At 40.5% G+C, this 25,580-nt stretch carries 31 protein-coding genes; 30 read left to right on the top strand and 1 reads right to left on the bottom strand.

The features are described from left to right. Nucleotides 1-319: 319 nt before the first annotated feature. From ACIQCO_RS13595 to ACIQCO_RS13655, 13 genes are all read left to right on the top strand, one after another. Nucleotides 320-772, top strand: a complete 453-nt coding sequence (locus tag ACIQCO_RS13595; protein ID WP_400429305.1) for a PCYCGC motif-containing (lipo)protein — start codon at nt 320-322, stop codon at nt 770-772. A 9-nt stretch (nt 773-781) separates the two neighbouring features. Beyond that, nucleotides 782-1,465: a c-type cytochrome gene (locus ACIQCO_RS13600; protein WP_400429307.1), complete on the top strand. Its 684-nt coding sequence runs from the start codon at nt 782-784 to the stop codon at nt 1,463-1,465. 234 nt (nt 1,466-1,699) lie between these two features. Continuing rightward, complete coding sequence (locus ACIQCO_RS13605) at nt 1,700-2,758, top strand: hypothetical protein (RefSeq protein WP_400429310.1); 1,059 nt, start codon at nt 1,700-1,702, stop codon at nt 2,756-2,758. Nucleotides 2,759-2,771: 13 nt separating this feature from the next. Continuing rightward, the gene (locus tag ACIQCO_RS13610) at nt 2,772-3,224 is read left to right on the top strand and encodes a cytochrome c maturation protein CcmE (protein ID WP_400429313.1); all 453 of its coding nucleotides are present in this window, start codon (nt 2,772-2,774) and stop codon (nt 3,222-3,224) included. A 25-nt stretch (nt 3,225-3,249) separates the two neighbouring features. Further along, entirely contained in the window at nt 3,250-5,232 is a 1,983-nt protein-coding gene (locus ACIQCO_RS13615; protein ID WP_400429316.1) for a heme lyase CcmF/NrfE family subunit, read from the top strand. A 1-nt stretch (nt 5,233) separates the two neighbouring features. Further along, nucleotides 5,234-5,740 (top strand): cytochrome c-type biogenesis protein CcmH, encoded by a 507-nt coding sequence (locus ACIQCO_RS13620; RefSeq protein ID WP_400429319.1) that lies wholly within the window; start codon nt 5,234-5,236, stop codon nt 5,738-5,740. Nucleotides 5,741-5,752: 12 nt separating this feature from the next. Continuing rightward, nucleotides 5,753-6,127: a hypothetical protein gene (locus ACIQCO_RS13625; RefSeq protein ID WP_400429322.1), complete on the top strand. Its 375-nt coding sequence runs from the start codon at nt 5,753-5,755 to the stop codon at nt 6,125-6,127. After that, nucleotides 6,124-7,119: a hypothetical protein gene (locus ACIQCO_RS13630; RefSeq protein ID WP_400429325.1), complete on the top strand. Its 996-nt coding sequence runs from the start codon at nt 6,124-6,126 to the stop codon at nt 7,117-7,119. The genes ACIQCO_RS13625 and ACIQCO_RS13630 overlap by 4 nt, the downstream gene beginning before the upstream one ends. A 22-nt stretch (nt 7,120-7,141) precedes the next feature. Beyond that, a complete protein-coding gene (locus ACIQCO_RS13635) occupies nt 7,142-7,846 on the top strand; it encodes an ABC transporter ATP-binding protein (RefSeq protein WP_400429328.1) in 705 nt (234 codons plus the stop codon). Continuing rightward, a complete protein-coding gene (locus ACIQCO_RS13640; RefSeq protein ID WP_400429331.1) occupies nt 7,843-8,523 on the top strand; it encodes a heme exporter protein CcmB in 681 nt (226 codons plus the stop codon). The genes ACIQCO_RS13635 and ACIQCO_RS13640 overlap by 4 nt, the downstream gene beginning before the upstream one ends. 3 nt (nt 8,524-8,526) lie before the next feature. Further along, nucleotides 8,527-9,288 (top strand): cytochrome c biogenesis protein, encoded by a 762-nt coding sequence (locus tag ACIQCO_RS13645; protein ID WP_400429333.1) that lies wholly within the window; start codon nt 8,527-8,529, stop codon nt 9,286-9,288. Between the two features lie 12 nt (nt 9,289-9,300). Further along, the gene (locus tag ACIQCO_RS13650) at nt 9,301-9,432 is read left to right on the top strand and encodes a CcmD family protein (RefSeq protein WP_082805081.1); all 132 of its coding nucleotides are present in this window, start codon (nt 9,301-9,303) and stop codon (nt 9,430-9,432) included. Nucleotides 9,433-9,480: 48 nt separating this feature from the next. Continuing rightward, complete coding sequence (locus ACIQCO_RS13655; protein WP_400429336.1) at nt 9,481-9,993, top strand: TlpA family protein disulfide reductase; 513 nt, start codon at nt 9,481-9,483, stop codon at nt 9,991-9,993. Between the two features lie 34 nt (nt 9,994-10,027). On the opposite strand, the gene ACIQCO_RS13660 is transcribed toward ACIQCO_RS13655, so the two are convergent. Next, nucleotides 10,028-10,699, bottom strand: a complete 672-nt coding sequence (locus ACIQCO_RS13660) for an SIMPL domain-containing protein (RefSeq protein WP_400429339.1) — start codon at nt 10,697-10,699, stop codon at nt 10,028-10,030. 214 nt (nt 10,700-10,913) lie between these two features. Here ACIQCO_RS13660 and spoIIIAA point away from each other — a divergent pair, with 214 nt between their 5' ends. The 17 genes from spoIIIAA (at nt 10,914) to dxs (ending at nt 25,577) form a co-directional block, all read left to right on the top strand. Continuing rightward, nucleotides 10,914-11,837 (top strand): stage III sporulation protein AA, encoded by a 924-nt coding sequence (spoIIIAA, locus tag ACIQCO_RS13665; RefSeq protein WP_400429342.1) that lies wholly within the window; start codon nt 10,914-10,916, stop codon nt 11,835-11,837. Then, nucleotides 11,838-12,353: a stage III sporulation protein SpoIIIAB gene (gene spoIIIAB / locus ACIQCO_RS13670; protein WP_400429345.1), complete on the top strand. Its 516-nt coding sequence runs from the start codon at nt 11,838-11,840 to the stop codon at nt 12,351-12,353. 11 nt (nt 12,354-12,364) lie between these two features. After that, a complete protein-coding gene (spoIIIAC, locus tag ACIQCO_RS13675; protein WP_007084610.1) occupies nt 12,365-12,568 on the top strand; it encodes a stage III sporulation protein AC in 204 nt (67 codons plus the stop codon). Between the two features lie 16 nt (nt 12,569-12,584). Next, nucleotides 12,585-12,974: a stage III sporulation protein AD gene (gene spoIIIAD, locus ACIQCO_RS13680; RefSeq protein WP_172800905.1), complete on the top strand. Its 390-nt coding sequence runs from the start codon at nt 12,585-12,587 to the stop codon at nt 12,972-12,974. A gap of 13 nt (nt 12,975-12,987) precedes the next feature. Next, entirely contained in the window at nt 12,988-14,187 is a 1,200-nt protein-coding gene (gene spoIIIAE, locus ACIQCO_RS13685; RefSeq protein WP_400429348.1) for a stage III sporulation protein AE, read from the top strand. A 13-nt stretch (nt 14,188-14,200) separates the two neighbouring features. Beyond that, nucleotides 14,201-14,830 (top strand): stage III sporulation protein AF, encoded by a 630-nt coding sequence (gene spoIIIAF / locus ACIQCO_RS13690; RefSeq protein ID WP_400429351.1) that lies wholly within the window; start codon nt 14,201-14,203, stop codon nt 14,828-14,830. Next, nucleotides 14,823-15,473: a stage III sporulation protein AG gene (spoIIIAG, locus tag ACIQCO_RS13695; protein ID WP_400429354.1), complete on the top strand. Its 651-nt coding sequence runs from the start codon at nt 14,823-14,825 to the stop codon at nt 15,471-15,473. The genes spoIIIAF and spoIIIAG overlap by 8 nt, the downstream gene beginning before the upstream one ends. Before the next feature lie 15 nt (nt 15,474-15,488). Further along, on the top strand, nt 15,489-16,040 hold the full coding sequence (locus ACIQCO_RS13700; protein WP_400429357.1) for a SpoIIIAH-like family protein: 552 nt from the start codon (nt 15,489-15,491) through the stop codon (nt 16,038-16,040). A gap of 1,102 nt (nt 16,041-17,142) precedes the next feature. Continuing rightward, entirely contained in the window at nt 17,143-17,658 is a 516-nt protein-coding gene (gene accB / locus ACIQCO_RS13705) for an acetyl-CoA carboxylase biotin carboxyl carrier protein (protein WP_400429360.1), read from the top strand. 19 nt (nt 17,659-17,677) lie between these two features. Beyond that, nucleotides 17,678-19,033: an acetyl-CoA carboxylase biotin carboxylase subunit gene (gene accC / locus ACIQCO_RS13710; protein ID WP_400429363.1), complete on the top strand. Its 1,356-nt coding sequence runs from the start codon at nt 17,678-17,680 to the stop codon at nt 19,031-19,033. 21 nt (nt 19,034-19,054) lie between these two features. After that, the gene (locus ACIQCO_RS13715; protein ID WP_066089685.1) at nt 19,055-19,462 is read left to right on the top strand and encodes an Asp23/Gls24 family envelope stress response protein; all 408 of its coding nucleotides are present in this window, start codon (nt 19,055-19,057) and stop codon (nt 19,460-19,462) included. Nucleotides 19,463-19,664: 202 nt separating this feature from the next. Beyond that, nucleotides 19,665-20,063: a transcription antitermination factor NusB gene (nusB, locus tag ACIQCO_RS13720; RefSeq protein WP_400429367.1), complete on the top strand. Its 399-nt coding sequence runs from the start codon at nt 19,665-19,667 to the stop codon at nt 20,061-20,063. Between the two features lie 36 nt (nt 20,064-20,099). Beyond that, entirely contained in the window at nt 20,100-20,957 is an 858-nt protein-coding gene (folD, locus tag ACIQCO_RS13725; RefSeq protein ID WP_400429369.1) for a bifunctional methylenetetrahydrofolate dehydrogenase/methenyltetrahydrofolate cyclohydrolase FolD, read from the top strand. A gap of 79 nt (nt 20,958-21,036) precedes the next feature. Then, entirely contained in the window at nt 21,037-22,395 is a 1,359-nt protein-coding gene (xseA, locus tag ACIQCO_RS13730) for an exodeoxyribonuclease VII large subunit (RefSeq protein ID WP_400429371.1), read from the top strand. Next, complete coding sequence (locus tag ACIQCO_RS13735) at nt 22,385-22,618, top strand: exodeoxyribonuclease VII small subunit (RefSeq protein WP_400429374.1); 234 nt, start codon at nt 22,385-22,387, stop codon at nt 22,616-22,618. Before xseA ends, ACIQCO_RS13735 begins: the two co-directional genes overlap by 11 nt. A 3-nt stretch (nt 22,619-22,621) precedes the next feature. Further along, nucleotides 22,622-23,515, top strand: a complete 894-nt coding sequence (locus ACIQCO_RS13740) for a polyprenyl synthetase family protein (RefSeq protein WP_400429376.1) — start codon at nt 22,622-22,624, stop codon at nt 23,513-23,515. A gap of 166 nt (nt 23,516-23,681) precedes the next feature. Beyond that, complete coding sequence (gene dxs / locus ACIQCO_RS13745; protein ID WP_400429379.1) at nt 23,682-25,577, top strand: 1-deoxy-D-xylulose-5-phosphate synthase; 1,896 nt, start codon at nt 23,682-23,684, stop codon at nt 25,575-25,577. The last annotated feature ends 3 nt before the right edge of the window (nt 25,578-25,580 follow it).

Here is a 25,580-nt window from a genome sequence, read left to right on the forward strand (position 1 = left end):
AAGGTGCCATTTCAGCTAATTTTAGACGAAATGACACCTTTTTTATATTCCCTCAAAATGAAAAGACAAAAAAACGTAAGTTTTTCAGTGCCCTCCGCTTTAGCGCCGAGGAGGCTCACCGCCCGCCCCGCGGAAAGCGAAGCGCCTGGAACGGAAATCAACATTCCCTTTTAACAAAGTTTTCATTTAAAGGAATATATTATTTTACCTTTTAATATCTTGAAAACTTCACTAAATAGTAAGAATTAACGACTATTTATCTAATCACTTTTTGATAAGATTATATTGTATAAATGAATAGAAAGAGGTGATACAAACAATGAAACGAATTACGACTCTTTTATTTCTCTGTTTTACAGTAGCTCTGATTGTTGCAGGCTGCGGTTCCAAGCTCGACAATGAAAAATGGGCTCTTGACAAAAAGCATAAGCCATTACCTGATTATGTTATGGGTTCGCCGGAAAAGATTCAACAAACATATATTATGGCGACAGAATACCCGGAGGTAGTTGCACAAGTTCCCTGCTATTGCGGCTGTGGTATGTCAGATGGACATAAAAGTAATTTAGATTGCTTCATTGATCAATTTGGAAATGATAAGGCTGTTACGGAATGGGATTCAATGGGGGTCGCCTGAGATATTTGTGTCGATATCGCCCGGGAGGCGGTAGAATTGCATCTTGATGGTAAAAGCCCTAAGAAAATTTATGAATTAATTACTGGTAAATATGGAAATGCCGGAGATCCAACACCAACACCTGAACCAAAGTAGGTATCAGCCATGAAAAAAATATTAATCGGAAGTTATGTTTTGATTATTATTGGGGTTATTTTTGGCATTGGCAATAGTGGTATTTTTGACAGCAAGAATTCAAAAGCCATTGCTTCAGGAGAAAAGGTTTATAACAAAAATTGTTTAATTTGTCACGGTGAAAACGGAAAAGGTGAGGGGTCATATGCGGGGACAGCCCTTAATAATCAGCACTTTTTAAGTAGTGTATCCGATAAGGACCTATATAATTCCGTGAAATATGGCAGGGAAGGTACTGCCATGCCAGCTTACGGTCCAAGGTTGACGGAAAATGAGTTGGTAAATCTTACTGCGTTTATGAGAAATTGGCAAACAAAAGAGCTTGAATTTAATGTGCCAAAAACGATTTCCGGTGATCCAGGTCGCGGGTTGAAACAATACAATGTCTATTGTTTAAACTGTCACGGTGAGGCAGGAGCTGGAAAAATAAAAATGGGTACTGCTCTTTCTAATCCACAATATTTAAAGTTTACAACAGATAAGCAAATCTGGATTGCTACGGCGTATGGCCGCGAAGAAACAAGGATGGGTCCGTCATTAAAAGGCCTAGAAGGTGTGCGCCAGTTAAAAAAGCAAGATATTTCGGACATCATTAGTTATATACGTTCAATAAAAGAAAATAAAGAACCACCAAACGATTACCTTAAACCTTGAGCCCATGTAAATGGGCTCGAGGTTTTTTTTTTTTCAATGGCGTTTCTGCTTCCTCAAATGTGAACATTTTGTGGTGGTTTTTTGACGAAAAGGGAACGTTTTTAATCCTTTAACAAAATGTTCAAGAGTGAATCAACAAATAGGGGTGGATTAAGATTATATTTATTTCAAAGAGGACTATAGTGGAAAATAATGCTCCCTAGTGATGAGTTTTCCATATCAAGGAGGATTAATATGTGTAAGAAAAAGTGGTTGGCATTATTCATTACTGCATCATTTGTCTCTAGTTTTATCCTGCCAAAGGCAAGTGCTGAAACAGCCTTTCAGGCAGAAAAATTTCCGATGAAGGAAATGCAGGTTCAAGTCATGCCAGAGTTTGATTACCCTGAGGATTGGGAATCAAAGGATGTTCCTTCGTTACTAGTTGGACAGTACGGAACGATTACAAACAAAAGCGGCCAAGATTATGATGGGAAAATTGAAATTTCCGTTCCCGCAAATGATAAGGGCTTTGAGGCTGCTTTAGTGGCAGAATTTCCAGAGGAAAATAAACCAGAAGTACAGCGTCCGTTTGATGTTGATAAGGAAAAGGGAATCATTAGCTGGAAACCCGCAAAACCAATTAAAAATAACGAGGCTTACAAATTTGTTATCGAATATTACACAAAAACAATTGATGTTAAGGACAAAAAGAGCTTTACATATCAACTCATCAACAAAGCCGATATCGATCTGCTTGATGTTGTCTTTTATGCGCCAATGAATGCTAAGGAGATTCAATTAGAACCGAAGGCGCCTAACAATTCCAAAAATGAATACGGAGAAGAGCTCTATTATTACCAATACAAAAATGTAAAAGCCGGAGAAAACATGAACTATACCTTCACATACAAGAAAGATGGCACGGAATCAACAATGGAAGCAATAAACAAGGCACAGCCGCCAAATGATGAAAACCATACAGGAGTAAATGGAACTGCAACAGATCAAGTTCTAAATGGCGGAAAGGACAACTCAAAACGTCCACTTATCGGGGTTGGCGGTGCATCGATTATTGGAATTGCGATTATTATCGCTGGCCTCTTCGTTTACCTAGGATTGAAAGGTAACCCTAAGTCATCTCATACAGCAGCAAAGGGTTCAAAACATATTAAACAGCAGCCAAAGAAACCAACTGAAAAAAGAGATAACAAAGTTGCAAATGCTGAGGAAAAAAAGGAACTCCGCAAGAAACTCTTAACCGGAAAGATAGACCAAGAAATGTACGAAGAAGAAATGAAGAAATTAATCTAATGAGGTGAGAAGGATGAAAAAAAATACGCTTGTCATGCTTGGCGGTTTTATAATTGCTGGGGCCATTGTGTTCTTACTTATGGCAGCAACACCTGGTTCGAGTGGGGTAGAGTTGACAATGAAAGAGCTGCTCGCAACCCAGGGTCAGCATAAAGATGATTTTGTAACTGTAGAGGGGTTATTAATGGAAGATTCAATTAAATGGAATCCCGACAAAATTGAGTTGAAATTTGATGTAAAAAATAACGAAGGTCAGATTATGCATGTTATTCATAACGGACCAAAACCAGATAACTTCTCTGAAGGTGTCATCACTATTCTTCAAGGATCTCCGACAAAGAAAGATACTTTTGAAGCTGAGTCAGTGAAAACAAGATGTCCTTCCAAATACGAAGGAAAAGATGTAAAGGAATATGATCCTGAAACACATAAAGATAAGTTAAATCAACCACAGAAAGAAAAATAACAGGCAAACTTAAGAAGGTGACGAAATGTTTTTATTTGCTAACGCAACCATTTATATCGGATTAGCCATTGCAATATATTCACTCCTCATTATCACATTAGGAATTAGTACAAAAAACCAGAAGTTTGTAAACAGCGGTAAAGGCGGTTTGATTGCATTATTTGTCTGTGCGGCACTTGCCATGCTTTCCTTGTTCTACCTTTTAGCAACATCGCAATTTCAATACGAATACGTTCATGATTATACCAGCAGTGAGCTGCCAATCATTTATAAATTAACAGCCCTTTGGGCTGGTAACGCTGGTTCCTTGTTATTGTGGACATTCTTCTTGACGCTTTACATGGTCATGATTGTTTTTTCCAAGAAGATGAAAGGAAACCCAATGGTTCCGTATATTTCAGCTATTCTTTTAGCTAACGCGGTTTTCTTCTTCTTTATCCTGGGGTTTGTAGCAAAACCATTCCTTCTATTAAATACCGTTCCAATAGAAGGGAAAGGTCTAAATCCAATGCTCCAAAACCCTGGCATGATTATTCATCCAGTAACATTGTACCTAGGGTATGTCGGCCTTGCCGTTCCATTCGCCTTTGCAATGGCAGCGCTAATCTTGAAAAATGTTGATGATTTCTGGATAAAAGCGACGCGACGCTGGACGATTATTGCTTGGTTGTTTTTAAGTTTAGGAAATATTTTTGGCGGCCAGTGGGCATATGTAGAGCTTGGCTGGGGCGGCTACTGGGCATGGGATCCAGTTGAAAATGCGTCGTTTATGCCATGGTTAACGGCTACTGCCTTCTTACATTCTGTGATGATTCAAGAACGGAAAAACATGCTGAAAATATGGAATATCAGCTTAATCATCGTTTCTTACGCATTGACACTCTTTGGTACATTCCTAGTACGAAGCGGTGTTCTGACATCTGTCCATGCGTTTGCCAATTCAAATCTAGGATTATACTTCTTAATCTTTATGGCTGTAGCCGTAATCCTAGCATTATATGTGTTAATGAGCCGCTACAATATGCTTAAACGCAGTGCCGGTGAATTCCAATCGTTCGTCTCTAAAGAAAGCAGCTTCTTAGTTAACAATCTATTATTAGTTGGTGCCGCATTTGCCGTATTCTGGGGAACGATTTTCCCGCTAGTATCTGAAGCTGTCCGCGGAACAAAGGTAACAGTGGGGCTGCCGTTCTTTAATAAGGTAGAAGCACCGATTCTATTATCAATGATGTTTGTGATGGCAGTTTGTCCAATGCTTGCATGGCAGCGGTCAACGGTAAAAAATCTCAAGAAAAACTTCATGATACCTGCTATCCTTGCTGTTCTTGGGATGATCCTAATGGTTGGATTAGGTATCCAAAAAGCATGGGCAGTCATTGGCTACGGGGTTATTATTCTATTATTAATCACCCACTACTTAGAGTTTTACCGAGGTGTCAAAGCTAGAAGGAAAATGACGAAAGAAACACCTTTCGTTGCATTGTACCGATTGATGATACGAAATCGCCGCAGGTATGGAGGTTACATCGTCCACCTTGGCATCGCGTTCATTACTATGGGGATCATCGGCTCTCAAAACTATGACTTAGAGACGATGAAGACAGTTAGTTTAGGACAATCGATTGAAATAAAGGATTACCGACTCAATTACGAGCGGCTTGATCAAAAAAGAGAAGGTATCAACGATATTGTTTATGCAGATATAACCGTTTTCAAAAATGGTAAAAAACTTGGTTCCTTCCAGCCGGAAAAAGTGTTTTATGGCAACTGGGAACAGCCTTCTTCCGAGGTAGCGATCATTTCTTCACTTAAGGAAGACTTATATATTGTATTAAGTGCTTGGGAAGATGATGGCAGAGCAACCTTTGTCGTCAAGGTTAATCCAATGATGAACTGGTTATGGTTTGGTTCCTTCATGATTGTCATTGGTGCTCTGTTCGCGGTTTGGAACGGAAAATATGGGAATGTCACTCCGAGATACACAGGAGTACGTAGTGAGGTGTCTTAATATGAAAAACAAAATTTATATAGGGCTCCTCGTCATTGCGTTTATCTTTCAAGGATCAATATTCCCGGTGGAAGCCAGACAAATAAACTATAAATCTGCTGAATTTAAAGCCGTCGCATCCCAATTCGCCTGCACATGCGGCTGCGGACAAGATCATTATGAATGTGATCCCAATACGTGTAATCTTACAACCGAGTTTAAAAAAGACCTTGTTGAGATGATGAACAAGGGCTGGGATAAGGATAAAATTCGTGAATACTATGTCAATATTTATGGCGAAGAAATATTGACTTCTCCAGAGAAAAGCGGTTTTAGCTTAATGGCTTGGGTTCTTCCATTTATAGTATTAGGAGCAGCTGCAGCGGCTTTGTTTTTTATCATTCGTAAATGGGTGAAGAAAAAGGGAGCAGAAGAAGTAGTAGTCACTGAATATGAGAACACCGAGGATGAAGTAGAAGGGGAAATTCTTTCTTCTATGATCGATGAAGAACGCAAAAAGTATCTTTAGGATGTGAGTAAAATGCATGAAATCACAATCATTTCAATGATTTTTACAGCCGCGCTGGCGCTTGTCTGTTTGTTTCTAATATTGTCACCGTTATTTAAGTGGGATACCTATTTACATGTTAGTTCTAAAAATCAAGATTTAGCGTCGACGAAAGAAGCGCTTTTGACCACTCTGAATGAAATAGAGTTTGAGTACAAAATGGATAAAATCTCACACGCCGATTACAAAAACTTAAAGAAACAATACGAATCAGAAGTGGCCAGCATTATGAAGGAAGAAGAACAAATAACAGATAAACCAGTGGACCAAGAATTAATGGCCGAAGTGGAAAAAGAAATTGAAGCGCAAATGAAAAGCTATCAAAGTAAAAAGGGGGAAGGAAAGTGATCAAGAAAATCACCGTTCTCCTCCTTGGACTTATGCTGCTAATTCCGTTAAACGGTTTGGCAGCATCTGATTCCAAAATCATAATTGATATGCAGTATATCGTTATAGGACCTTCCGAAGATGGCTCGACCTATTTGAATAATAGGGGCTTCTATTTAAACACAACAGCTGATGAATATAAAGGTGATGGAAAAAGTGAGGCCGTTTTAAACGTAACTCTCCCTAAAGGAGCAAAGGATCTAGATTTTTCAGAAAATAAAATTGCTTCTAAGCAAGTTGATACAGGCTTTATTACCACTACTCCAATTCCGGGAGATCAAAGGATTGAGCTTCCCTACAGCTATAGAATAGAAAAAGGGAAGGACATCAATTTATCCTTTGATTATACGGTAAAATCGTTAATCTTCCTTGTTGAAGAAGGGAAGGGCAGTCTCGAAATGAGCGGGATTCAAGCCGTTAGCCCAGAGCTGCTAAATATGGATGGTAAGAACTTTTGGATTTACACCATAGAAGATATTCAAGCGAACTCGCCATTTTCCCTTGTTTACAACAAAGACGTACAGCCTGCTAAGAAGGATACCGAACAAAAGCAAACAACAAGTGAAAATGGGGCAAATAGTGCTGTTACCCATACGGCACCAGCTTTCCATAATCCCGGCCATCTAAGAATGTGGGCGCAGTCACCATTACATCGTTTTAACCCACACGTCTTTTTGATTATTATCGGAGCTATTTTGATCGCGGGGATATCCTATTTTGCCTACTTTAGACGGAAAGCAAGATTAGAAGAGGAACGACTTGGGGCTGACAAGGAAGAGAAGGCCTTTAAGCAGTTAATGGCGAAGCAAAAGGCGATTATGGATAAGATTATCGAACTGGAAGAAACCTTCGGTGACGGGAAGCTCTCTGAAACTGAGTACCATGCCAAGCTAGCCGCCTATAAACAGCATTTAGTCCAGGTTAAGTTAAATTTACGGAACTTTATCGAATAACAGCTTGTTGGGAGTGACCGTTATGATTGAAATAAAAAAACTGACGAAGCAAGCTGATAATAAGCTAATCTTACGTGGTGTTGACCTCTCCATCAAAAAAGGGGAAACCGTTGCGATATTAGGACCAAACGGTGCTGGTAAAAGTACACTGCTTAAGGTTCTGGCCACCCTGATTAAGCCGACTTCAGGCCTAATTAAGATTAATAGCTTGGATTTGAAAAAAAACCATCTTGAAATCAAAAAACTATTAGGTTATTTACCCCATTCCAGCTTGCTATATGATCATTACTCGCCGTTAGAAAACCTTGTTTTTTTTGGAAATATATACGGTGTCGATGATGTAGAGCAAAGAGCGATTAAGCTTGTAAAGGAAGTTGGGTTATCATTCTTTTTAAATGAACCAGTGAAGAATTTCTCACGCGGCATGATTCAGCGGATTGCCATCGCCCGTGCGATTATCCATGATCCGGAGATTTTGCTGCTCGATGAACCACATACCGGTTTGGATCAGGGAGCTATTTCCATACTCAATAATGTAATTCTTTCCATGAAGGAAAAAGGTGCTACCACATTAATGGTTACTCACGATTTCAAACAAGCAGCGGAAATCTGCGACCGGATAATCATTGTGAAAAACGGCAAAATTGTCGATGATTTCAAGATTGAAAATCGTAACTTAGGTTTTGTTTCTGAAAAATATGAGCTGCAAGTGGAGGGGGTATCATGAACCTATTCCGCACTGCGCTATTACTTGCAAAAAAAGATTTATATTCTGAGTTAAAAACAAAACAAATCTTAACTACACAAATTATTTTTGCAGGTCTTGTTATTGTTGTTTTCAGCTTTGCCTTTGACCCAGCTAATAACACAACAAAGGCTGTCATACCGGGAGTCATTTGGGTCATTATCGTATTTGCTGGAATCTTAGGTCTTAACCGCTCGTTTATTTCCGAGCAGCGAAACGATACGATGCAAGGGTTGTTGGTTGCACCAATGGAGGCTGCGAGCATTTACTTAGGAAAGTTCTTAGCTAATTTCGCGATGATGCTCGTGGTTGAACTCGTTTCTATTCCGTTTTTATTCTTACTATTTGATTTCAAGTTTCTCGGCAGCGTACCCTATTTTATTTTAGTAGTTTTCTTAGGCAGTTTTGGTTTTATCGCCATTGGGACGTTCTTAGCTGCCTTAGCTGCCAATTCTAAGAGCAGTGAAATGCTGCTGCCGCTGCTGCTTTTTCCAATAACAACGCCGATCCTGATCGGTGTTGTCCAGGCGACGAAAATCATTTTAACGAATGTCGAAAAGCTTTCTAGTGCAATTGCCTGGATTCAATTGGTTACAGCGTATGATGTTATCTTCTTTGTTGTTTGTTTCTTATTAATCGATTATGTGCTGGAGGTTTAAGTGATGAGTATGAATCTCGAACGAGAGAAAGCGATGCTCCCTGGGACACCGTTGAAGCGTGTGAAATCAGCGAATCTATCAAAAATTTTGTTTGCTGGTACAGTCATTTCCATGCTGGTATCTCTATATTTTATCTTTATCTTTGCGGCGGAAGAATCTACGATGCATGCCGCGCAAAAAATCTTTTATTTCCATGTTAGCTCTGCATGGCTTGCTTTCATGGCGTTTTTCGTAACATTTGTATTCAGTATTTTGTTCTTAATCAAGCGCAAGCGAATTTTTGACACGTATGCCTATGTTTCAGCAGAAATTGGTGTGGTCTTTACGATCATTGTTTTAACAACTGGACCAATTTGGGCAAGGTCAGCTTGGAATACCTGGTGGGTTTGGGAGCCGCGTCTCATTACGACCCTAATCCTTTTCTTTATCTATATTGCCTACATTATGATTCGCCAAATGGATGGTGTTTGGGATAAAAAGGCTCGGCTTTCAGCTGTCTTTGGCATCATCGGTTTTGCTGACGTTCCGATTGTATTCTTTGCCATTCGCTGGTGGCAAACAAAGTTCCACCCAATTGTCTTTGGTGACGGTCCTTCCCAACAAGGCGGCGGGATTGAAAGCAGTATGCTTGTAGCATTGCTTGTCACGATAACAGCGTTCACGATTCTTTATGCTTACCTGCTTCAAAAGGGCGTTTCCTTTGAGAAGATGAAAATGAAAGTCGAACACTACAAAGAAAAATTAAGAGAAGAATTAGATCAGTAGGAGGAATTAATGATGAATTATGAATATATGTTTGGAGCTTATTCCGTTGCTTGGGTTGTCATTTTTGGCTATATGTTCATTATCGGTAAGAAACATAGCAAACTTCAGAAGGAAATTGAGTTTTTAAAGCAGCTTGAAAAATAACAGGTTGATTTAGCCTGTTGATTTTATCGGTGTCAGGAGGAAAATACGATGAACCAGCGAGTTATCAAATTACTCGTATTTATTCTTATTGTAGGCATGTTCGGCTTTTTTGGTTATAGTATGGTAACAAAAGGAAAACATACAGATGTCGGCGATAAGGCTTACCAATTCGAGCTGCCAAATTTAGATGGAAGTACCACGAAACTCGCTGATTTTAAGGGGAAAGTTGTTATTTTGAATTATTTTGCATCATGGTGTGCCCCGTGTAAGGAAGAACTTCCAGAGCTGGAGGCTTTCCAAAAAGATTATGGTAATCAATATAACCTCCTTATGATTAACCGCGGTGAGACAATGGATAAGATTAAAAAAGTTACCGACAACAATAAAGCTGGAATGAATTATTTATTTGATTACAATGCGAAGGTTTCGAAGTTGTATAATGTCACAGGGCAGCCTGAAACATTTGTAATTGATAAACAGGGAGTCATTCGAGAGCATTACAATGGGGCAATTACAGAAATGCAATTGTATAATTGGGCAAAGAAATATGAGAAAGAATAGAAAAAAGGATTGAACCTCTGGTTCAATCCTTTTTTTAAAAGGTCTGCAAATAGTGAAATTCCGCTGCTATATTTGCCTTTACCAGTATTTGTCCCGGCTCAAATTGGGTGGAGCTTATCCCTTTAACAAGTGTTTCCGGTTGATGATAAAAGGGCTGGGCAACGGCTCCTCCTTCGATGATCGAACTAGGAGTCGGAACTAGTGTCACATTTAATGCAGCTGCAATTGTTTTCGCCTTTTCAATCGCATTGTTTAATGCCAAGGTAAGAGCCTGCTGGTAATAAGGATCTTTGTTTTTCACTTTAAACTGGATATTTGAGACATAATTTACTCCGTTTTCGACCCCAGTGTCCACCACTTTTCCTATTAACGTTAAATCTTCTATTTTCACCTGTACTATATGAGTGATTTTATAGCCTCGAAAAATTTGTTTTCCCTGCTCATAATCATAATCGGATTCAATCCGGTAATCGAATGTTTGCACATGACTATGGGGAATTCCAAGTGCTAATAGGGAATCGATTACCCTTTTTGACTCTTGAGAATTTCGCTGCTGGGCTGTTATTAGCACCTTATTTTCAGTGACGACCCCTAAATTGACAGTGGCAGTGTCGGGCTGGACTGCTAATTCTCCGTCCCCGGTTACTTTAATCAATGAATGTCCCTTGCCTGGAATTCCATTCCTTGGGGGCAGGTAATTATACAAATTCTTTTCTCCTCCTTACATGTTCGAGCTTTCTATAAAATACGGCAAAACTTTGCTAAATGTTCCATTGTTAAAATTCTTCTATTTTGTCTAGTAAAAAGATGAAGAAAATAGAATCGAAGGATAATTTTTGAAAGAATGAACAGATTTGAAAGTCATAATGCGTCCAAGCAGGCATACATTTTAAATAATGAGAGACAAGGAGGAAACCTTCGTGGAAACAATTCTTAACTTCTTACCCAAAAAAATTGCCGAGCTAATCAGCCAAATCCCTCCTAATGAAAAAGAAGAATTAGAGGAAATTCGTATTCGCATTAACCGGCCAGTAGAAATGACGCTTAAGGGAGAACCAAGATTTTTATCCTATCTTATTCAGCCCGAAGATGCTGTTCATTTAATGAATAAAATAAGTCACTTCTCAATATACACGCTTGAGGAAGAGCTGAAACGAGGATATATTACCGTTTCCGGGGGACATCGGATTGGGCTCGCTGGTAAGGTGATCCTTGAAGAGGGAAGGGTCAAGGCGATTCGGGATATATCCTCTTTTAACATAAGGATTGCCAGGGAAAAGGTGGGGATAGCTGAACCACTAATCCCCTTTATTTATCAAAGGAATTGGATGCATACGATGGTCATTGGACCACCGCAAACAGGGAAAACAACCTTGTTACGAGATATTGCAAGAATCATTTCTTCCGGGAACAGGGCAAAAGGCTTTCAGGCTCGTAAAGTAGGTATCGTGGATGAGCGGAGTGAAATTGCTGGTTGTGTAAATGGCGTACCGCAATTAACCTTTGGCCATCGGCTTGATGTCTTAGACGCCTGTCCAAAGGCTGAAGGAATGATGATGATGATTCGCTCGATGAGCCCGGATGTCTTGATTGCCGACGAAATTGGCAGAATGGAGGATGCGGAGGCCATTCAAGAGGCGGTCCATGCGGGTATCAAACTAATCACGACTACACACGGGACGAGCATGGAAGAAATACGGAATCGACCGTCCCTAAGAGCCATCATTGACCAAAGAATTTTTGAGCGCTTTGTCATTTTGAGCCGTGCAGCTGGGCCCGGAACGATTACACATATTCTTGATGGAAATGGACATGAAATGAAGCAAAAAGTGAGAGTGACATGAATGATTAAGTTAATTGGCGCGATCATCATTATTGTTGCAACGACTTGGACTGGGTTTGAGGCAGCCCGAAATTTTAGTGACCGGCCCAAGCAGCTAAGGGCGTTAAGATCGGCACTGCAATCACTAGAGGCGGAAATCATGTATAGTCACACACCGCTGCATGAGGCTGCCAGGAGATTAGCTGCACAGCTTTCAAAACCTCTTTCCCTGTTTTTTGAAGCCTTTGGAAAGAAACTGACAGACACAGAAACAACGGTGAAGGATGCTTGGGAAACTAGTTTAAAAGAGGTTTGGAAGTCCACAGCATTAAAGCAGGGAGAATTTGAAATTATGAAGCAATTTGGGGAAACCCTTGGCCGCCATGATCGCTTTTCCCAGCAAAAACATATTATGCTGACGCTGACACATCTTGAAAGAGAAGAAGCGGATGCCATCGACAGGCAGGCAAAATATGAAAAGATGATAAAGAGCCTGGGCTTCTTATCAGGATTATTACTGATTATTTTATTATTTTAGGGGGAAAAGCAATGGGCTTAGAAGTAGATATTATTTTTAAAATTGCCGGTGTTGGCATAGTGGTTGCTTTTTTGCATACTGTTCTTGATCAAGTGGGTAAAAAGGAATACGCACAGTGGGTCACCTTGTTTGGATTTATCTATATTTTGTTTCAGGTGGCCTCGATTGTGGACGACCTCTTTCAAAAAATAAAATCTGTATTCCTGTTTCAATAGAAAGGAGGGCTCTGCTATTGAAATCATTAAAATAGTCGGCGTCGCTCTCATCGCAACCTTTCTTGCCTTAATCATTAAAGAGCAAAAACCAAATTTTGCCTTCCTTTTGGTTGTTTTTGTTGGCTGTGTCATTTTTCTGTTTTTAGTGGATAAGATTTTTGAAATCATTCATATGCTCGAAAAGTTAGCAGTGAATGCCAAGGTGAATATGGTCTATGTTGAAACGATTCTCAAAATTATTGGGATTGCCTATATCGCTGAATTCGCGACCCAGATAACGAAGGATGCCGGTCAAGGAGCCATCGCCTCAAAAATAGAATTAGCAGGAAAAATTATTATCCTTGCCATGGCGATTCCCATTCTAACCGTTTTAATTGAAACCATTATCAAACTAATTCCGAGCTAATGGGGTGTAAAAATTGAAGCAGAGGCTGCAGTTTATTCCTATTATCATTCTTGTATTCTTTTTTTTATTGATTCCTAGTGTCCAAGCTGCCGAAGAATCTAAAGACACCTCTAACCCGCTTTCACCGCAGGAATTAGTAGATTCACAACTCAAAGCATTGGACTTAGCGGAACTAAAACAATTTTGGGAAGATATTACCAATAAATATGGCGGCTTTCTTCCGGAAAGCCAAAAAGGAAGCTTGTATGATTTCGTAAAAGGGGATAAAAAATTCTCCTTTAAACAATGGGGGCAGGGAGTTTTAAAGTTTGCTTTCCATGAGTTTATTGCGAATGGGAAATTACTTGGTTCGTTGATCATGCTAACGATTTTTAGTATGTTTCTGCAATCAATGCAAAATGCCTTCGAGAAAAGCGCAATCAGCAAGGTTGCTTATTCGATCGTCTATATGGTGCTGGTGATTCTTGCCCTTAATAGTTTTCATGTTGCTATCGATTACACGAACGAAGCAATCGGGACAATGATCTCCTTTGTGCTTGCGCTTGTGCCGTTGCTGCTGGCGTTAATAGCCGCTTCCGGAGGAATTGTCTCCGCGGCTTTCTTCCATCCAGTCATATTATTTTTAATGAATATGAGCGGTTTATTCATACAGTATATTATTCTCCCGCTCCTCTTTCTAGCTACCTTGCTTAGTGTTGTCAGTACAATGTCTGAACAATATAAAGTGTCGCAGCTGGCAGCCTTGCTAAGAAACTGGAGCATCGGGTTAATGGGTCTGTTCTTAACAGTATTTCTAGGTGTTATCTCTGTCCAGGGGGCTTCCGCCGCTGTAACAGATGGTGTAACCATCAGGACAGCGAAATTCGTTACCGGAAACTTTATTCCGGTCATCGGCAGAATGTTTACCGATGCAACCGATACAGTCGTTAGTGCATCTGTTCTGTTAAAAAATACGGTTGGGATTGCCGGAGTGGCGATCCTGCTAATCATCGTCGCATTTCCTGCGATTAAAATTTTGATGATCGCCTTTATCTATAAATTTGCCGCCGCTATCCTTCAGCCATTAGGCGGCGGGCCAATCATTACCTGTTTGGATATTATCAGTAAGAGTGTGATTTATGTGTTTGCCGCACTAGCGATTGTGTCACTGATGTTCTTTTTAAGTATTACGGTTATTGTAGCTGCTGGAAATTTGACGATGATGATGAGATAGGAGGGCCCAGAAAATGGAGTTTTTGAAAGAGTGGGTAACGAATATTATTCTGTTTATCCTGTTAGCGACAGTCATTGATATGCTGCTTCCAAATTCGAGTATGCAGAAATATACCAAAATGGTTACAGGACTGCTCTTAATCGCCATTATTCTAACCCCAATCCTTAAATTGATCTCCAAGGATTTTGAATCAGCCTTTGCCGCCATCCCAACGTATCAAGCACCAGGGGAAAAAAATATGGAAAATTTAATAGATTTAAAGAAAAAAGAAATACAAGCATCCCAGAGTGCATATATTTTAAAAGACATGGCTGTCAAGCTGAAAAAGGACGTAAAAAAGGAGTTGATGGACCAATACGGATTGGAGATAGAAACAATTGACCTTGCCATTAACGAAGAAAGCGACAAAGCATTTCCTGAAAACCTCCAAAAGGTTGTGGTTCTTCTGAAGCAGCCAGAAACTGGCGTGAAGACAGTCGAAGTGATTAAACAAATCGATATTAACACAGGAACACCTCTTCCATCCAAAGGATCAACAGAAGAAACAGAACAAATAGCCGCATTTCTATCGCAAAAATGGAATGTATCAGAAGAGTCAGTTGAGATTTCGATTGAGGGGGGGATCAAAAAGAAAAATGGATAACAATCAAGGACCATTATCATGGCTCAAAAAAATACTCAAACCTGATGAAAATGGCGAGAAGAAACCCGGTAAATACCAGTATATGATCCTAGTCCTTTGTATTGGTGCCGCGTTTATGTTTGTAGGCAATATTGTGTTCAAAAATGACACAAATCCTGCAGCGGTACCTGCTGCAACAAGTGGGAAAGCAGAGTCCGAGGATGTAGCTGCATTTGGCCTGAATAAGGGTTCAGGCAATAAGTCGATAGCTGATTATGAAGAAAAATATGAGAATCAACTAAAGAAGGCACTTCAGGAAATGTTAGGAGTAAATGATGTTACCGTCGTTGTGAACATTGATTCTACAGATAAAAAGGTACTAGAAAAAAATCGGGTGACAAAATCACAAACAACGGATGAGGTAGATCGTGACGGCGGGCAGCGTAAAGTTCAGGATTCCTCAACGGATGAACAACTGGTGATAATCCGTGAAGGAGAAAAAGAGGTTCCAATTGTAGTCGAAACAAAAAAACCAGAGATTCGCGGTGTATTAGTCGTTGCCAAAGGTGTTGAAAATATCGAGGTAAAAAAATGGATTAGGGAAGCAGTCACGAGGGTTTTAGGAGTGCCGAGCCACAGAGTCGCTGTTATGCCTAAAAAATAAAAGGGGGATTTCTTCATGCTTTTAAAAAAACAAACAGTTTGGTTATTGACAATGTTAAGTTTAGTAGTTGTGCTGACGGTTTATTATATTACCTCTCCAGAGCAAAAAACGAATGAACTAGCAGCTGTCCAACAAAAGGGTAAAGATCAAAATCAGGGTAAAACAAAAACCGAATCCAAGGATGGCAAATCCGTCATATCTTCTGTAGCGGGCGATGCTCAGTTTGAAGAACTTAAAATGGACCTTGAAGACATCCGCAGCGAAAAGAGACAAGATCTAACTACTCAACTAGCTTCCACCAATCTTTCCGAAGATGAAAAAAGTAAGGTAAAAGATCAAATGAATAAGTTAACTGAAACAGCGGCAAAGGAAGAATTGCTTGAACATTTTATTAAAACGATGGGCTATGATGATGTACTAGTTAGAGCCGATGGACCGGAAGTCATCGTTACAGTTAAAGCCAAGAAGAAGCCATCAGTAAAAGAAGCAAATAAAATTATGCTTGAAGTGAAAAAAGAAATTGATGAAACCAACTATGTTGCAGTAGAATATCAGCCTTCAAAATAAAATGTAAAAAAAGGGAAGCCTCGCTTCCTTAGGCTATCGAAAAACTTTCGATAGCCTTTTATTTCAATCGTTTTCTTTAATGATTAAACGCGTTAATTTGTTGTAAACTCATCAGTATTCGGTCTTTTCATCAGGTCTGTTGATTTGCGCTCCAGGCGGCTTCGCTTTCCGCGGGGCGGGCGGTGAGCCTCCTCGGCGCTAAAGCGCCTGCGGGGTCTCACCTGTCCCGCTGCTCCCGCAGGAGTCTTCGCCGCCTTCCGCTCCAATCAACAGTGCGGTATTAATAAAGACTTCGACTCAACCAATAAATTATAAAAATAAGTGGTGAAATCAATGTTTATGCCATAGGAATCTATCCAAAGTGAATAGGAATTTGTGTCTATCGATGAATTAGTTCCAGACAACCACCTCCTACGCCTTATTATATATAGATTTTTCTTTTCTTTTAGAAAAGTTCGTCCATTTTATAGTGAGGATAATGACCGCCCATCTGATTCTCTTCTTCTTTTTATCAACACACTTAGCAAGGTTAGAAAAGGTGTGTTGTAATACTTTAGATTTAGTTGCCTCCCTGTTGATTGGAGCGGAGGGCACTCGACTCCTGCGGGATATAGAGGTCACTGGAGACCCCGCAGGCGCCATAGCGCCGAGGAGGCTCCAGGACCTCCCCGCGGAAAGCGAGTGCCTGGAGCGGAAATCAACAGGCCTAATTGCAGGGAAAATAAATAAAATTCGTATTTAGAATCTGACAAGGTAAAAAATTGCCGAGAATAATACCCTTTCTCGACAAACTAGGGAAGCATTGCTTCCTTTTTTTTACGTTTATTTATTTTTAAATAGGGAAAAATAGTGTTTTGTATTGATAACGACAGTAAAAATTCCCTTTTTGATTAAAAAATATTAAGATGGTAGCATAGAGGAAAGTGAGAAATCCGATTAAGATTATTGAACTTTTACTTAGTATTATATTATAGTATTAGTAGTAAGTCATAAGAAAAGCGGAAGCACCCGTTTAGCGAAGTGCACTAGCCGCTGGGTGCTGAGCTAGCCAGTATCCAAAGTTCAAAGCAGTTTATTAAAGTAGTACGAGGGGTGTTACATAATGTTAAAAGTACAAGAAATTCGTGAATTGATTAAATTGGTTGACCAGTCGAGTATTGATGAATTTGTATATGAGAATGACGGTTCTAAAATCAAGATGAAGAAGAATGGTCCAGCAACAGTAACGACTGTTCAGCCAGTTATACAAGCAGCTGCTCCAGCAGCACCGGCTGCCGTTCAAACAATTCCGGTTGCAGCTGTTACTCCAACTGCGCCTGCAGTTGAAGTAAAGCAGGAAGCTCCAAAGGTTGAAACAACCACTGAAGCGGATACAGAAAATCTACACAAGATTACTTCACCAATGGTAGGAACTTTCTATGCCTCTCCGACTCCGGATGCAGATGCATATGTGAAAGCAGGGTCACATGTAACGAAGGATTCCATTGTGTGTATTGTCGAAGCAATGAAATTATTTAATGAAATTGAAGCAGAAGTAACTGGAGAAATTGTGGAAGTACTTGCAAAAAATGGCCAATTAGTTGAATACGGACAGCCATTATTTTTAGTAAAGCCTTAAGGTAAGGAGCGGTAACAGGATGATAAAAAAACTGTTAATTGCAAATAGAGGAGAAATCGCAGTAAGGATTATTCGTGCCTGCCGGGAAATGGGAATTGAATCAGTTGCCGTTTTCTCAGAAGCAGACCGGGAAGCATTGCATGTTCAGTTGGCTGATGAAGCCTATTGCATTGGTCCTACTGCATCAAAAGACAGTTATTTAAACGTTACAAATATTATTAGTGTCGCCAAGCTAACCGCTTGTGATGCCATTCACCCGGGTTATGGCTTCTTGGCAGAAAATGCCGATTTCGCTGAACTCTGTCGTGAATGTAATATAACCTTTGTTGGACCAAGCCCAGAGGCAATCACCAAAATGGGTACAAAGGATATCGCTAGGGAAACGATGAAGGAAGCTGGTGTACCGATTGTTCCCGGCTCCACCGGAATTATTAATGACATCGACGAGGCCCTTCAACTTGTGGAAGAAATTCAGTATCCAGTCATTATTAAAGCAACAGCAGGCGGTGGCGGCAAAGGAATCCGTGTTGCCAGGAATGAACAGGAATTAATTAAAGGCATCAATATTACCCAGCAGGAAGCGCTGACCGCTTTCGGGAATGCCGGTGTCTATATTGAAAAATATATTGAGGATTTCCGTCATGTCGAAATTCAGGTACTTGGTGATTCTCACGGTAATACCATCCATTTAGGCGAGAGAGATTGCTCCATCCAACGCAGGCTGCAAAAGCTGCTTGAAGAAACGCCTTCACCTGCCTTAGACGGGGAAATTCGCGAAGAGATGGGTGCTGCCGCAGTAAAAGCAGCAAAAGCAGTTGCTTATTCAGGTGCCGGCACGGTAGAATTTATCTATGACTACCGCAATCGTAAATTTTATTTTATGGAAATGAACACAAGGATTCAGGTTGAGCATCCTGTAACTGAAATGGTCACTGGAATCGACCTCATTAAAGAACAAATTCGAGTGGCAAACGGCGAAAAGTTATCTATAAAACAGCAGGAAGTCACTTTTACAGGATGGGCAATTGAGTGCAGGATCAACGCTGAAAACCCAGAAAAGAATTTTCTCCCTTCGGCTGGAAAAATCAAAATGTACTTGCCGCCTGGAGGTTTTGGAGTTCGAGTTGATTCGGCTGCATACCCGGGGTACACGATACCGCCTTACTACGATTCTATGATTGCGAAAGTCATCGCATATGGTCCCAGCAGGGAAGAGGCAATCTCCAGAATGAAACGGGCATTAAGTGAATTTGTTATAGAGGGAATCCATACAACAATCCCATTTCATTTAAAATTACTAGAGCATGAAACATTTGTAGAAGGCGGATTTAATACGAAATTCCTGGAATTGCATGATGTGATGAAGTCTAGCTAATTTATGGAGGTGAACAGAAAGATGAGCGAGTTTAGTGTATTAGAAATGGAACAAGGTAATAGCGGGCATGGGAAGATTGAAATTGCCCCTGAAGTCATTGAGGTCATTGCGGGGATTGCCACTTCCGAGGTGGAAGGTATCGCCTCAATGCGCGGAAATTTTGCAACGGGTGTTGTAGAACGTTTGGGGAAGAAAAATCACGGTAAAGGTGTTAAAGTGGAGCTGACGGAATCAGGAATAAAGGTTGATGTGTACTGCTTGATGAAGTTTGGGGTATCGATTCCGACTGTAGCTGGGAAAGTACAAGATAACATCCGGCAAGCGCTCCTTAATATGACTGCCTTAGATGCAGAGGAAGTAAATATTCATGTTGTTGGAATTCAATTTGAAACCCAAAAGAATGAACCCGAAATTGATTCAGAGATGTAAGATGTAAAACCAAAGGAACTTAATCCTTTGGTTTTTCTTTTCCAATGATACAAATTGAAAAAAAATGATCCTTACAGTGCGAATCCATGTTAGTTATGCTATTATCTTTTTATGTGCAAACCATCTTTATTTGTTTTAATCCAATATTATGTATGAAATATAGACAAATTTTTTTAATATATCTAAAGGAGTTAACTGTATAATGAAGAGAAGAACAGCAAGGGAAAAAGCATTACAGGCTCTGTTTCAAATCGATGTAAGCAGCACTGAGGCATCATCCGCAATTGAACATGTTTTGGAAGGGGAGGCAGGTGACGATTATCTTTCTAAGCTCGTTTTAGGCGTTGTCGAACATAAAGCCGAAATCGACAAATTGATAAGTGAAAACCTTGAAAAATGGACGATAGATCGCTTAGCTACCGTTGACCGAAACCTAATAAGAATTGCTGTATTTGAATTAACATATTTTCGAACGGAAGTTCCGGAAAATGTAATTTTAGATGAAGCTATAGAGATAGCCAAAATTTACGGGGATGACCAATCAAGCAAGTTTATTAATGGTGTTCTTTCAAAGGTGAAACAAAAGCTTCTTAACGATTAATTGATTGGTTCCTCTCACAAAAGGGGAGAAATATTGATGACTGCTCAAATAATTAATGGAAAAGAAATTGCTGCGAAGAAAAAAGTAGAAATTGCCGAACATGTGGCTGCCCTTAAATCTCAGGGAGTAACCCCAGGATTAGCCGTTATTCTTGTCGGAAGTAACCATGCTTCACGGACATATGTAACAAATAAAGAAAAGACATGTAAAGAACTTGGCATGTACTCCTTATTAATTGAAATGCAAGAGGAGGTTTCCGAAGAGGACCTGCTTGCGAAAATTGAAGAATTAAATGGGGACCCCGCCATCCATGGGATTTTAGTTCAACTGCCGCTTCCTAAACATATTGATGAAAGAAAGGTAATTGAGACGATTTCCCCGATAAAGGATGTCGATGGGTTCCATCCGATTAATATCGGCAGGATGATGACCGGGCAGAATGCCTTTTTGCCCTGTACCCCTTATGGGATCATGGTGCTGCTGGAGGAAACAGGAATATCTATTGCCGGGAAAAACGTCGTCGTTGTCGGCAGAAGTAATATTGTCGGCAAGCCGGTAGGGCAATTATTTCTTAATCAGCATGCGACCGTAACTTACTGTCATTCCAAAACCAAAGATTTAAAGTTACATACAAAACAAGCGGATATCCTTGTTGCTGCAGTCGGGATCCCTAACTTTATCAAAGCGGATCATGTTAAAGAAGGCGCGGTTGTCATTGATGTAGGTATTAACCGTAATGAGGACGGCAAGCTTTGTGGTGATGTGTCCTTTGATGAGGTGAGTGAAAAGGCTGGATATATCACACCGGTACCAAAGGGAGTAGGACCAATGACGATAACGATGCTGATGTATAATACGCTAAAATCCGCCGAGCAAAGTTTAACGCGCGATTAAGCAGGATCATGTCCTTATCTTTCCCATTTTCTAAAGATTAAGGACAGACTCGCGAATTGGTTGAAAAGAGGAACTTATTATGCAGGAGCAAAGATATCTAACCGTAAATGCTTTAACTAAATACATAAAACGAAAATTTGATGCCGATCCACATTTACATGATGTCCATGTAAGAGGCGAAATTTCAAATTTTAAACAACATTCGAGCGGCCATATGTATTTTACTTTAAAGGATGAAAAAGCCCGAATTCTTGCGGTGATGTTTGCCAGCCAGTCTCGGTTAATGAAATATACTCCGGAAAACGGAATGAAAGTGATTGTAAAAGGCGATATTACCGTGTACGAACCAAGCGGCCAGTATCAAATCTATATTAGAGAGATGCAGCCTGACGGTATTGGAGAATTATTTCTAGCCTATGAGCAGCTAAAACAGAGATTAGAGGCTGAGGGACTATTTGCATTTGAAGCGAAAAAGGCCATTCCCCTGTATCCGAGAACGGTTGGCGTGATTACTTCTCCAACAGGTGCGGCGATAAGAGACGTCATCACGACAATTAAAAGGCGTTATCCAATTGCCAATATTCTTGTTTTCCCTGCCCTTGTCCAAGGTGATAATGCCGCACCCTCCATTGTTAAAGCGATTGCTAAAGCAAATGGGATTAAGGAAATAGATGTTTTGATTGTTGGGCGCGGGGGAGGCTCTATTGAGGAATTATGGGCCTTCAATGAGGAACAGGTTGCCCGGGCGATTTTTTCCTCAAGGATTCCGATTATTTCGGCCGTCGGTCATGAAACGGATTTTACAATTGCAGATTTTGTAGCGGATCTTCGGGCGCCGACTCCGACAGGTGCTGCTGAGCTCGCTGTTCCGCATATTGAGGAATTAATGGACCGGATTTTGCAACGGCAGACCCGTCTTTTAAGGGCCATGCAGGAAAAATTCCGGTTTGAAAAAGAGCGGTTAAACCGGGTACAAAAATCATATGCCTTCCGCTATCCACATCGTCTCTATGAACAGAAGCTCGAGCAAGTAGACAAATTAACAGAAAGGCTTGTCCGGGGCACGTCCAAGTTATCATTATTAAAAAAAGGCCAGCATGAAATTCTTAATAAACGTTTGGAACGAAACCACCCGAGCGAAGCATTACTTGAAGCTAAAAATCAGTTCAAACGCAGACAAAAAGACATGAACCGGTCTATGCTTCAAATATTCTCAAAAAAACAAACGGAATTCAATCATGTACTGTCAACCTTACAAGCCTTAAGCCCGTTGAAAATAATGGAACGAGGCTATAGTTTAGCCTATACCGACGATTACAGCCTAGTTAAAACGGTGAAACAGGTTAAAGTGAATGAGCGGGTTCAGATTCAATTATCAGACGGGAGTCTTTACTGTAATGTGGAGAATATAAAGGAGAGCGGAAAAAGTGATGAATGAAAAGAAATTAACTTTTGAAGAGGCTATGACGAAACTGGAACAAATTGTCGATAAGCTTGAAGAGGGAGATGTTCCATTAGAAGAAGCGATTACTTTTTATAAAGAAGGTATGGAATTATCTAAAATTTGTCATGACAAATTGAAAAGTGTTGAAGAGCAACTGACTCAAATCATAACGGAGGATGGGCGAAAGGAGAACTTTTCGATTGATGAGGAGGAATAAAACTTGGAAGCCAGGTTACTAGACGCATTTGCCGAAGAATATAAACAATTGCTGGAAATGGAGCTTCGGAAGCTGGTTGATAAGCTCTTTGCTCCACCTATTATTAAAGAATCGATGATGTATTCCCTTGAAGCAGGCGGGAAGAGAATTCGTCCATTATTGTTATTTGCGACATTAGACGCCTATAGAATAGATCCGAAAAAAGGTCTGTTTGCAGCTACGGCAGTTGAGATGATTCATACCTATTCATTAATCCATGATGACTTACCTAGTATGGATAATGACGATTTACGACGTGGAAAGCCGACCAATCACAAAGTTTTTGGTGATGCGATAGCCGTATTGGCCGGCGACGCGCTATTAACCTATAGTTTTGAAGTTATTGGGAAAATCCCTGCTGATTTCGCTTCCTCTGACACATTGCTAAAGGTAATCATTGAAATGGCAAAAGCAGCCGGTTGTGAAGGAATGGTTGGCGGCCAAGTGGCAGATATGGAAGGCGAAGGGAAGTCACTAACCCTTCAGGAACTTGATTATATTCATATTCATAAGACAGGAAAGCTGCTTAGGTTTAGTGTGTTAGCAGGGGCGATTTTGGCAGGTGCAACGGAGAGCCAATTAGAACACCTTTCTGCCTTTGCCCATCACCTTGGCCTTGCCTTTCAAATTCAGGATGATATTCTTGATTTAGTAGGCAATCAACAATTAATTGGCAAAACTGTTGGCAGTGATACAGCAAATCATAAAAGTACGTACCCCCAATTACTATCTTTGGAAGGTGCAAAAGAAGCGTTGGATAAGCAAATAAACCAAGCGAAAGTACATTTAAAAAAGACAGGTTTACATACAAACCTCTTAGAGGAAATAACGGATTTAATTGCATCAAGAGACCATTAAAAACAGGTTTTACGGCGCTCCTCCCTTTATCATAAAGGGAATTTGAGGCAATGAATGAAGTGTGTTATAATTGTTTTCAATGTAGAAAACGTTGATAAATGCCGTTATCACTACCTGTGTTAGCGGCTATTTTTTCAGAAAAAGTATGAAAGTGAGTGGTCCAAAAATGGATCTGTTAGAAATAAAAGACCCGTCCTTTTTAAAAGGAATGTCGAATAAAGAACTGGAGGCTTTAAGTCAGGATATTCGCCAATTCTTAATTGAAAAGCTGTCCGTAACCGGAGGCCATATTGGACCGAATTTAGGTGTTGTTGAATTAACTATTGCTTTACATAAATGTTTTAATAGTCCAAAGGATAAAATTATTTGGGATGTCGGGCATCAGTCCTATGTCCATAAAATTTTATCTGGCAGAGCGTGTGAATTTGATACACTAAGACAATTCAAAGGGTTGTGCGGTTTTCCGAAACGAATTGAAAGCGAGCATGATGTATGGGAGACAGGGCACAGTTCCACCTCATTGTCTGCTGCGATGGGGATGGCGATTGCCAGGGACTTAAAAAAGGAAAAATCCTTCGTTGTACCGGTTATTGGCGACGGTGCCTTAACAGGCGGAATGGCCCTAGAAGCCTTAAATCATATTGGCCATGAGAAAAAAGACATGATTGTAATTTTAAATGATAATGAAATGTCGATTGCTCCAAATGTTGGGGCACTTCATAATATTCTTGGTCAATTGCGGACAGCTGGAAAATACCAATGGGTGAAAGATGAACTGGAAGTCCTGTTGAAAAAGGTGCCTGCTGTTGGCGGTAAGCTTGCGGCAACTGCGGAACGGATAAAGGATAGTCTTAAATATCTATTTGTTTCAGGCATGTTTTTTGAAGAGCTGGGTTTTACCTATTTAGGTCCGATTGATGGTCATAATTTTGACAATTTATTTGAGAACCTTAGTTATGCTAAAAAGACCGCCGGCCCCGTCCTCCTTCATGTAATTACGAAAAAGGGAAAAGGATTTCAACCGGCAGAAACGGATAAAACAGGTACGTGGCACGGTACAGGTCCATACAAGATGGACACGGGTGCCTTTGTAAAGCCCAACAAAATGCAGCCGCCAGCGTGGAGCAGCTTAGTCAGCGAAACCGTCCGCAAGCTCGCGCGCGAAGATGAACGAATTGTGGCGATTACACCAGCGATGCCAGTTGGCTCGAAGCTAGAAGGCTTTGCCAGCGAGTTTCCCGAACGAATGTATGATGTCGGAATCGCTGAGCAGCATGCGGCAACAGTAGCAGCAGGATTAGCGACGCAAAATATGAAACCTTTTTTAGCGATTTACTCGACTTTCTTGCAGCGCGCCTATGACCAGGTTGTCCATGATATTTGCCGGCAGAACTTAAATGTATTTATTGGAATCGACCGTGCCGGTTTAGTTGGTGCTGATGGTGAAACACATCAAGGGGTATTCGATATTGCCTTTTTAAGACATATACCAAACATGGTCCTAATGATGCCGAAAGACGAAAATGAGGGCCAGCATATGGTTTATACGGCCTTGAATTATGATGATGGTCCAATTGCGATGAGATTCCCGCGCGGCAATGGAATCGGTGTACCAATGGATGGGAAATTCAAGAGCATTCCTATTGGGACGTGGGAGGTAATCAAAGAAGGCGAGGATGCAGCCATTCTAACTTTTGGAACGACGATTCCGATGGCTATGGAGGCGGCGATGGCCCTTGAAAAGCAAGGAATCTCCGTGAGGGTGGTCAATGCCCGGTTTATTAAGCCGTTGGATGAAAAGATGCTAACGAAGTTGTTAGAAACTAACCTCCCGCTCCTAACCATCGAGGAAGCGGTATTGCAAGGCGGATTTGGCAGTGCTGTTCTTGAGTTTGCTCATGATCACGGTTATTACCATGCGCAAATTGACAGACTTGGAATTCCTGATCAATTTATTGAACATGGGGATGTCGGCTCCCTCCTTGAAGAGATTGGTCTAACCACTGACGGAGTGATTAAGAGAATTTCGAAACTGGCTAGGAAAAAACAACAAAGGGCTTAACTT

This window comes from Neobacillus sp. NPDC093127 (assembly GCF_044754175.1).
In the GTDB taxonomy this organism is placed as follows: domain Bacteria; phylum Bacillota; class Bacilli; order Bacillales; family Cytobacillaceae; genus Neobacillus.

Coding starts and splice junctions, on each gene's coding strand:
- ACIQCO_RS13600 (WP_400429307.1), top strand. CDS start 782: ATGAAAAAAATATTAATCGGAAGTTATGTTTTGATTATTATTGGGGTT.
- ACIQCO_RS13605 (WP_400429310.1), top strand. CDS start 1,700: ATGTGTAAGAAAAAGTGGTTGGCATTATTCATTACTGCATCATTTGTC.
- ACIQCO_RS13610 (WP_400429313.1), top strand. CDS start 2,772: ATGAAAAAAAATACGCTTGTCATGCTTGGCGGTTTTATAATTGCTGGG.
- ACIQCO_RS13615 (WP_400429316.1), top strand. CDS start 3,250: ATGTTTTTATTTGCTAACGCAACCATTTATATCGGATTAGCCATTGCA.
- ACIQCO_RS13620 (WP_400429319.1), top strand. CDS start 5,234: ATGAAAAACAAAATTTATATAGGGCTCCTCGTCATTGCGTTTATCTTT.
- ACIQCO_RS13625 (WP_400429322.1), top strand. CDS start 5,753: ATGCATGAAATCACAATCATTTCAATGATTTTTACAGCCGCGCTGGCG.
- ACIQCO_RS13635 (WP_400429328.1), top strand. CDS start 7,142: ATGATTGAAATAAAAAAACTGACGAAGCAAGCTGATAATAAGCTAATC.
- ACIQCO_RS13640 (WP_400429331.1), top strand. CDS start 7,843: ATGAACCTATTCCGCACTGCGCTATTACTTGCAAAAAAAGATTTATAT.
- ACIQCO_RS13645 (WP_400429333.1), top strand. CDS start 8,527: ATGAGTATGAATCTCGAACGAGAGAAAGCGATGCTCCCTGGGACACCG.
- ACIQCO_RS13650 (WP_082805081.1), top strand. CDS start 9,301: ATGAATTATGAATATATGTTTGGAGCTTATTCCGTTGCTTGGGTTGTC.
- ACIQCO_RS13655 (WP_400429336.1), top strand. CDS start 9,481: ATGAACCAGCGAGTTATCAAATTACTCGTATTTATTCTTATTGTAGGC.
- spoIIIAB (WP_400429345.1), top strand. CDS start 11,838: ATGATTAAGTTAATTGGCGCGATCATCATTATTGTTGCAACGACTTGG.
- spoIIIAC (WP_007084610.1), top strand. CDS start 12,365: ATGGGCTTAGAAGTAGATATTATTTTTAAAATTGCCGGTGTTGGCATA.
- spoIIIAF (WP_400429351.1), top strand. CDS start 14,201: ATGGAGTTTTTGAAAGAGTGGGTAACGAATATTATTCTGTTTATCCTG.
- spoIIIAG (WP_400429354.1), top strand. CDS start 14,823: ATGGATAACAATCAAGGACCATTATCATGGCTCAAAAAAATACTCAAA.
- ACIQCO_RS13700 (WP_400429357.1), top strand. CDS start 15,489: ATGCTTTTAAAAAAACAAACAGTTTGGTTATTGACAATGTTAAGTTTA.
- accB (WP_400429360.1), top strand. CDS start 17,143: ATGTTAAAAGTACAAGAAATTCGTGAATTGATTAAATTGGTTGACCAG.
- accC (WP_400429363.1), top strand. CDS start 17,678: ATGATAAAAAAACTGTTAATTGCAAATAGAGGAGAAATCGCAGTAAGG.
- ACIQCO_RS13715 (WP_066089685.1), top strand. CDS start 19,055: ATGAGCGAGTTTAGTGTATTAGAAATGGAACAAGGTAATAGCGGGCAT.
- nusB (WP_400429367.1), top strand. CDS start 19,665: ATGAAGAGAAGAACAGCAAGGGAAAAAGCATTACAGGCTCTGTTTCAA.
- folD (WP_400429369.1), top strand. CDS start 20,100: ATGACTGCTCAAATAATTAATGGAAAAGAAATTGCTGCGAAGAAAAAA.
- xseA (WP_400429371.1), top strand. CDS start 21,037: ATGCAGGAGCAAAGATATCTAACCGTAAATGCTTTAACTAAATACATA.
- dxs (WP_400429379.1), top strand. CDS start 23,682: ATGGATCTGTTAGAAATAAAAGACCCGTCCTTTTTAAAAGGAATGTCG.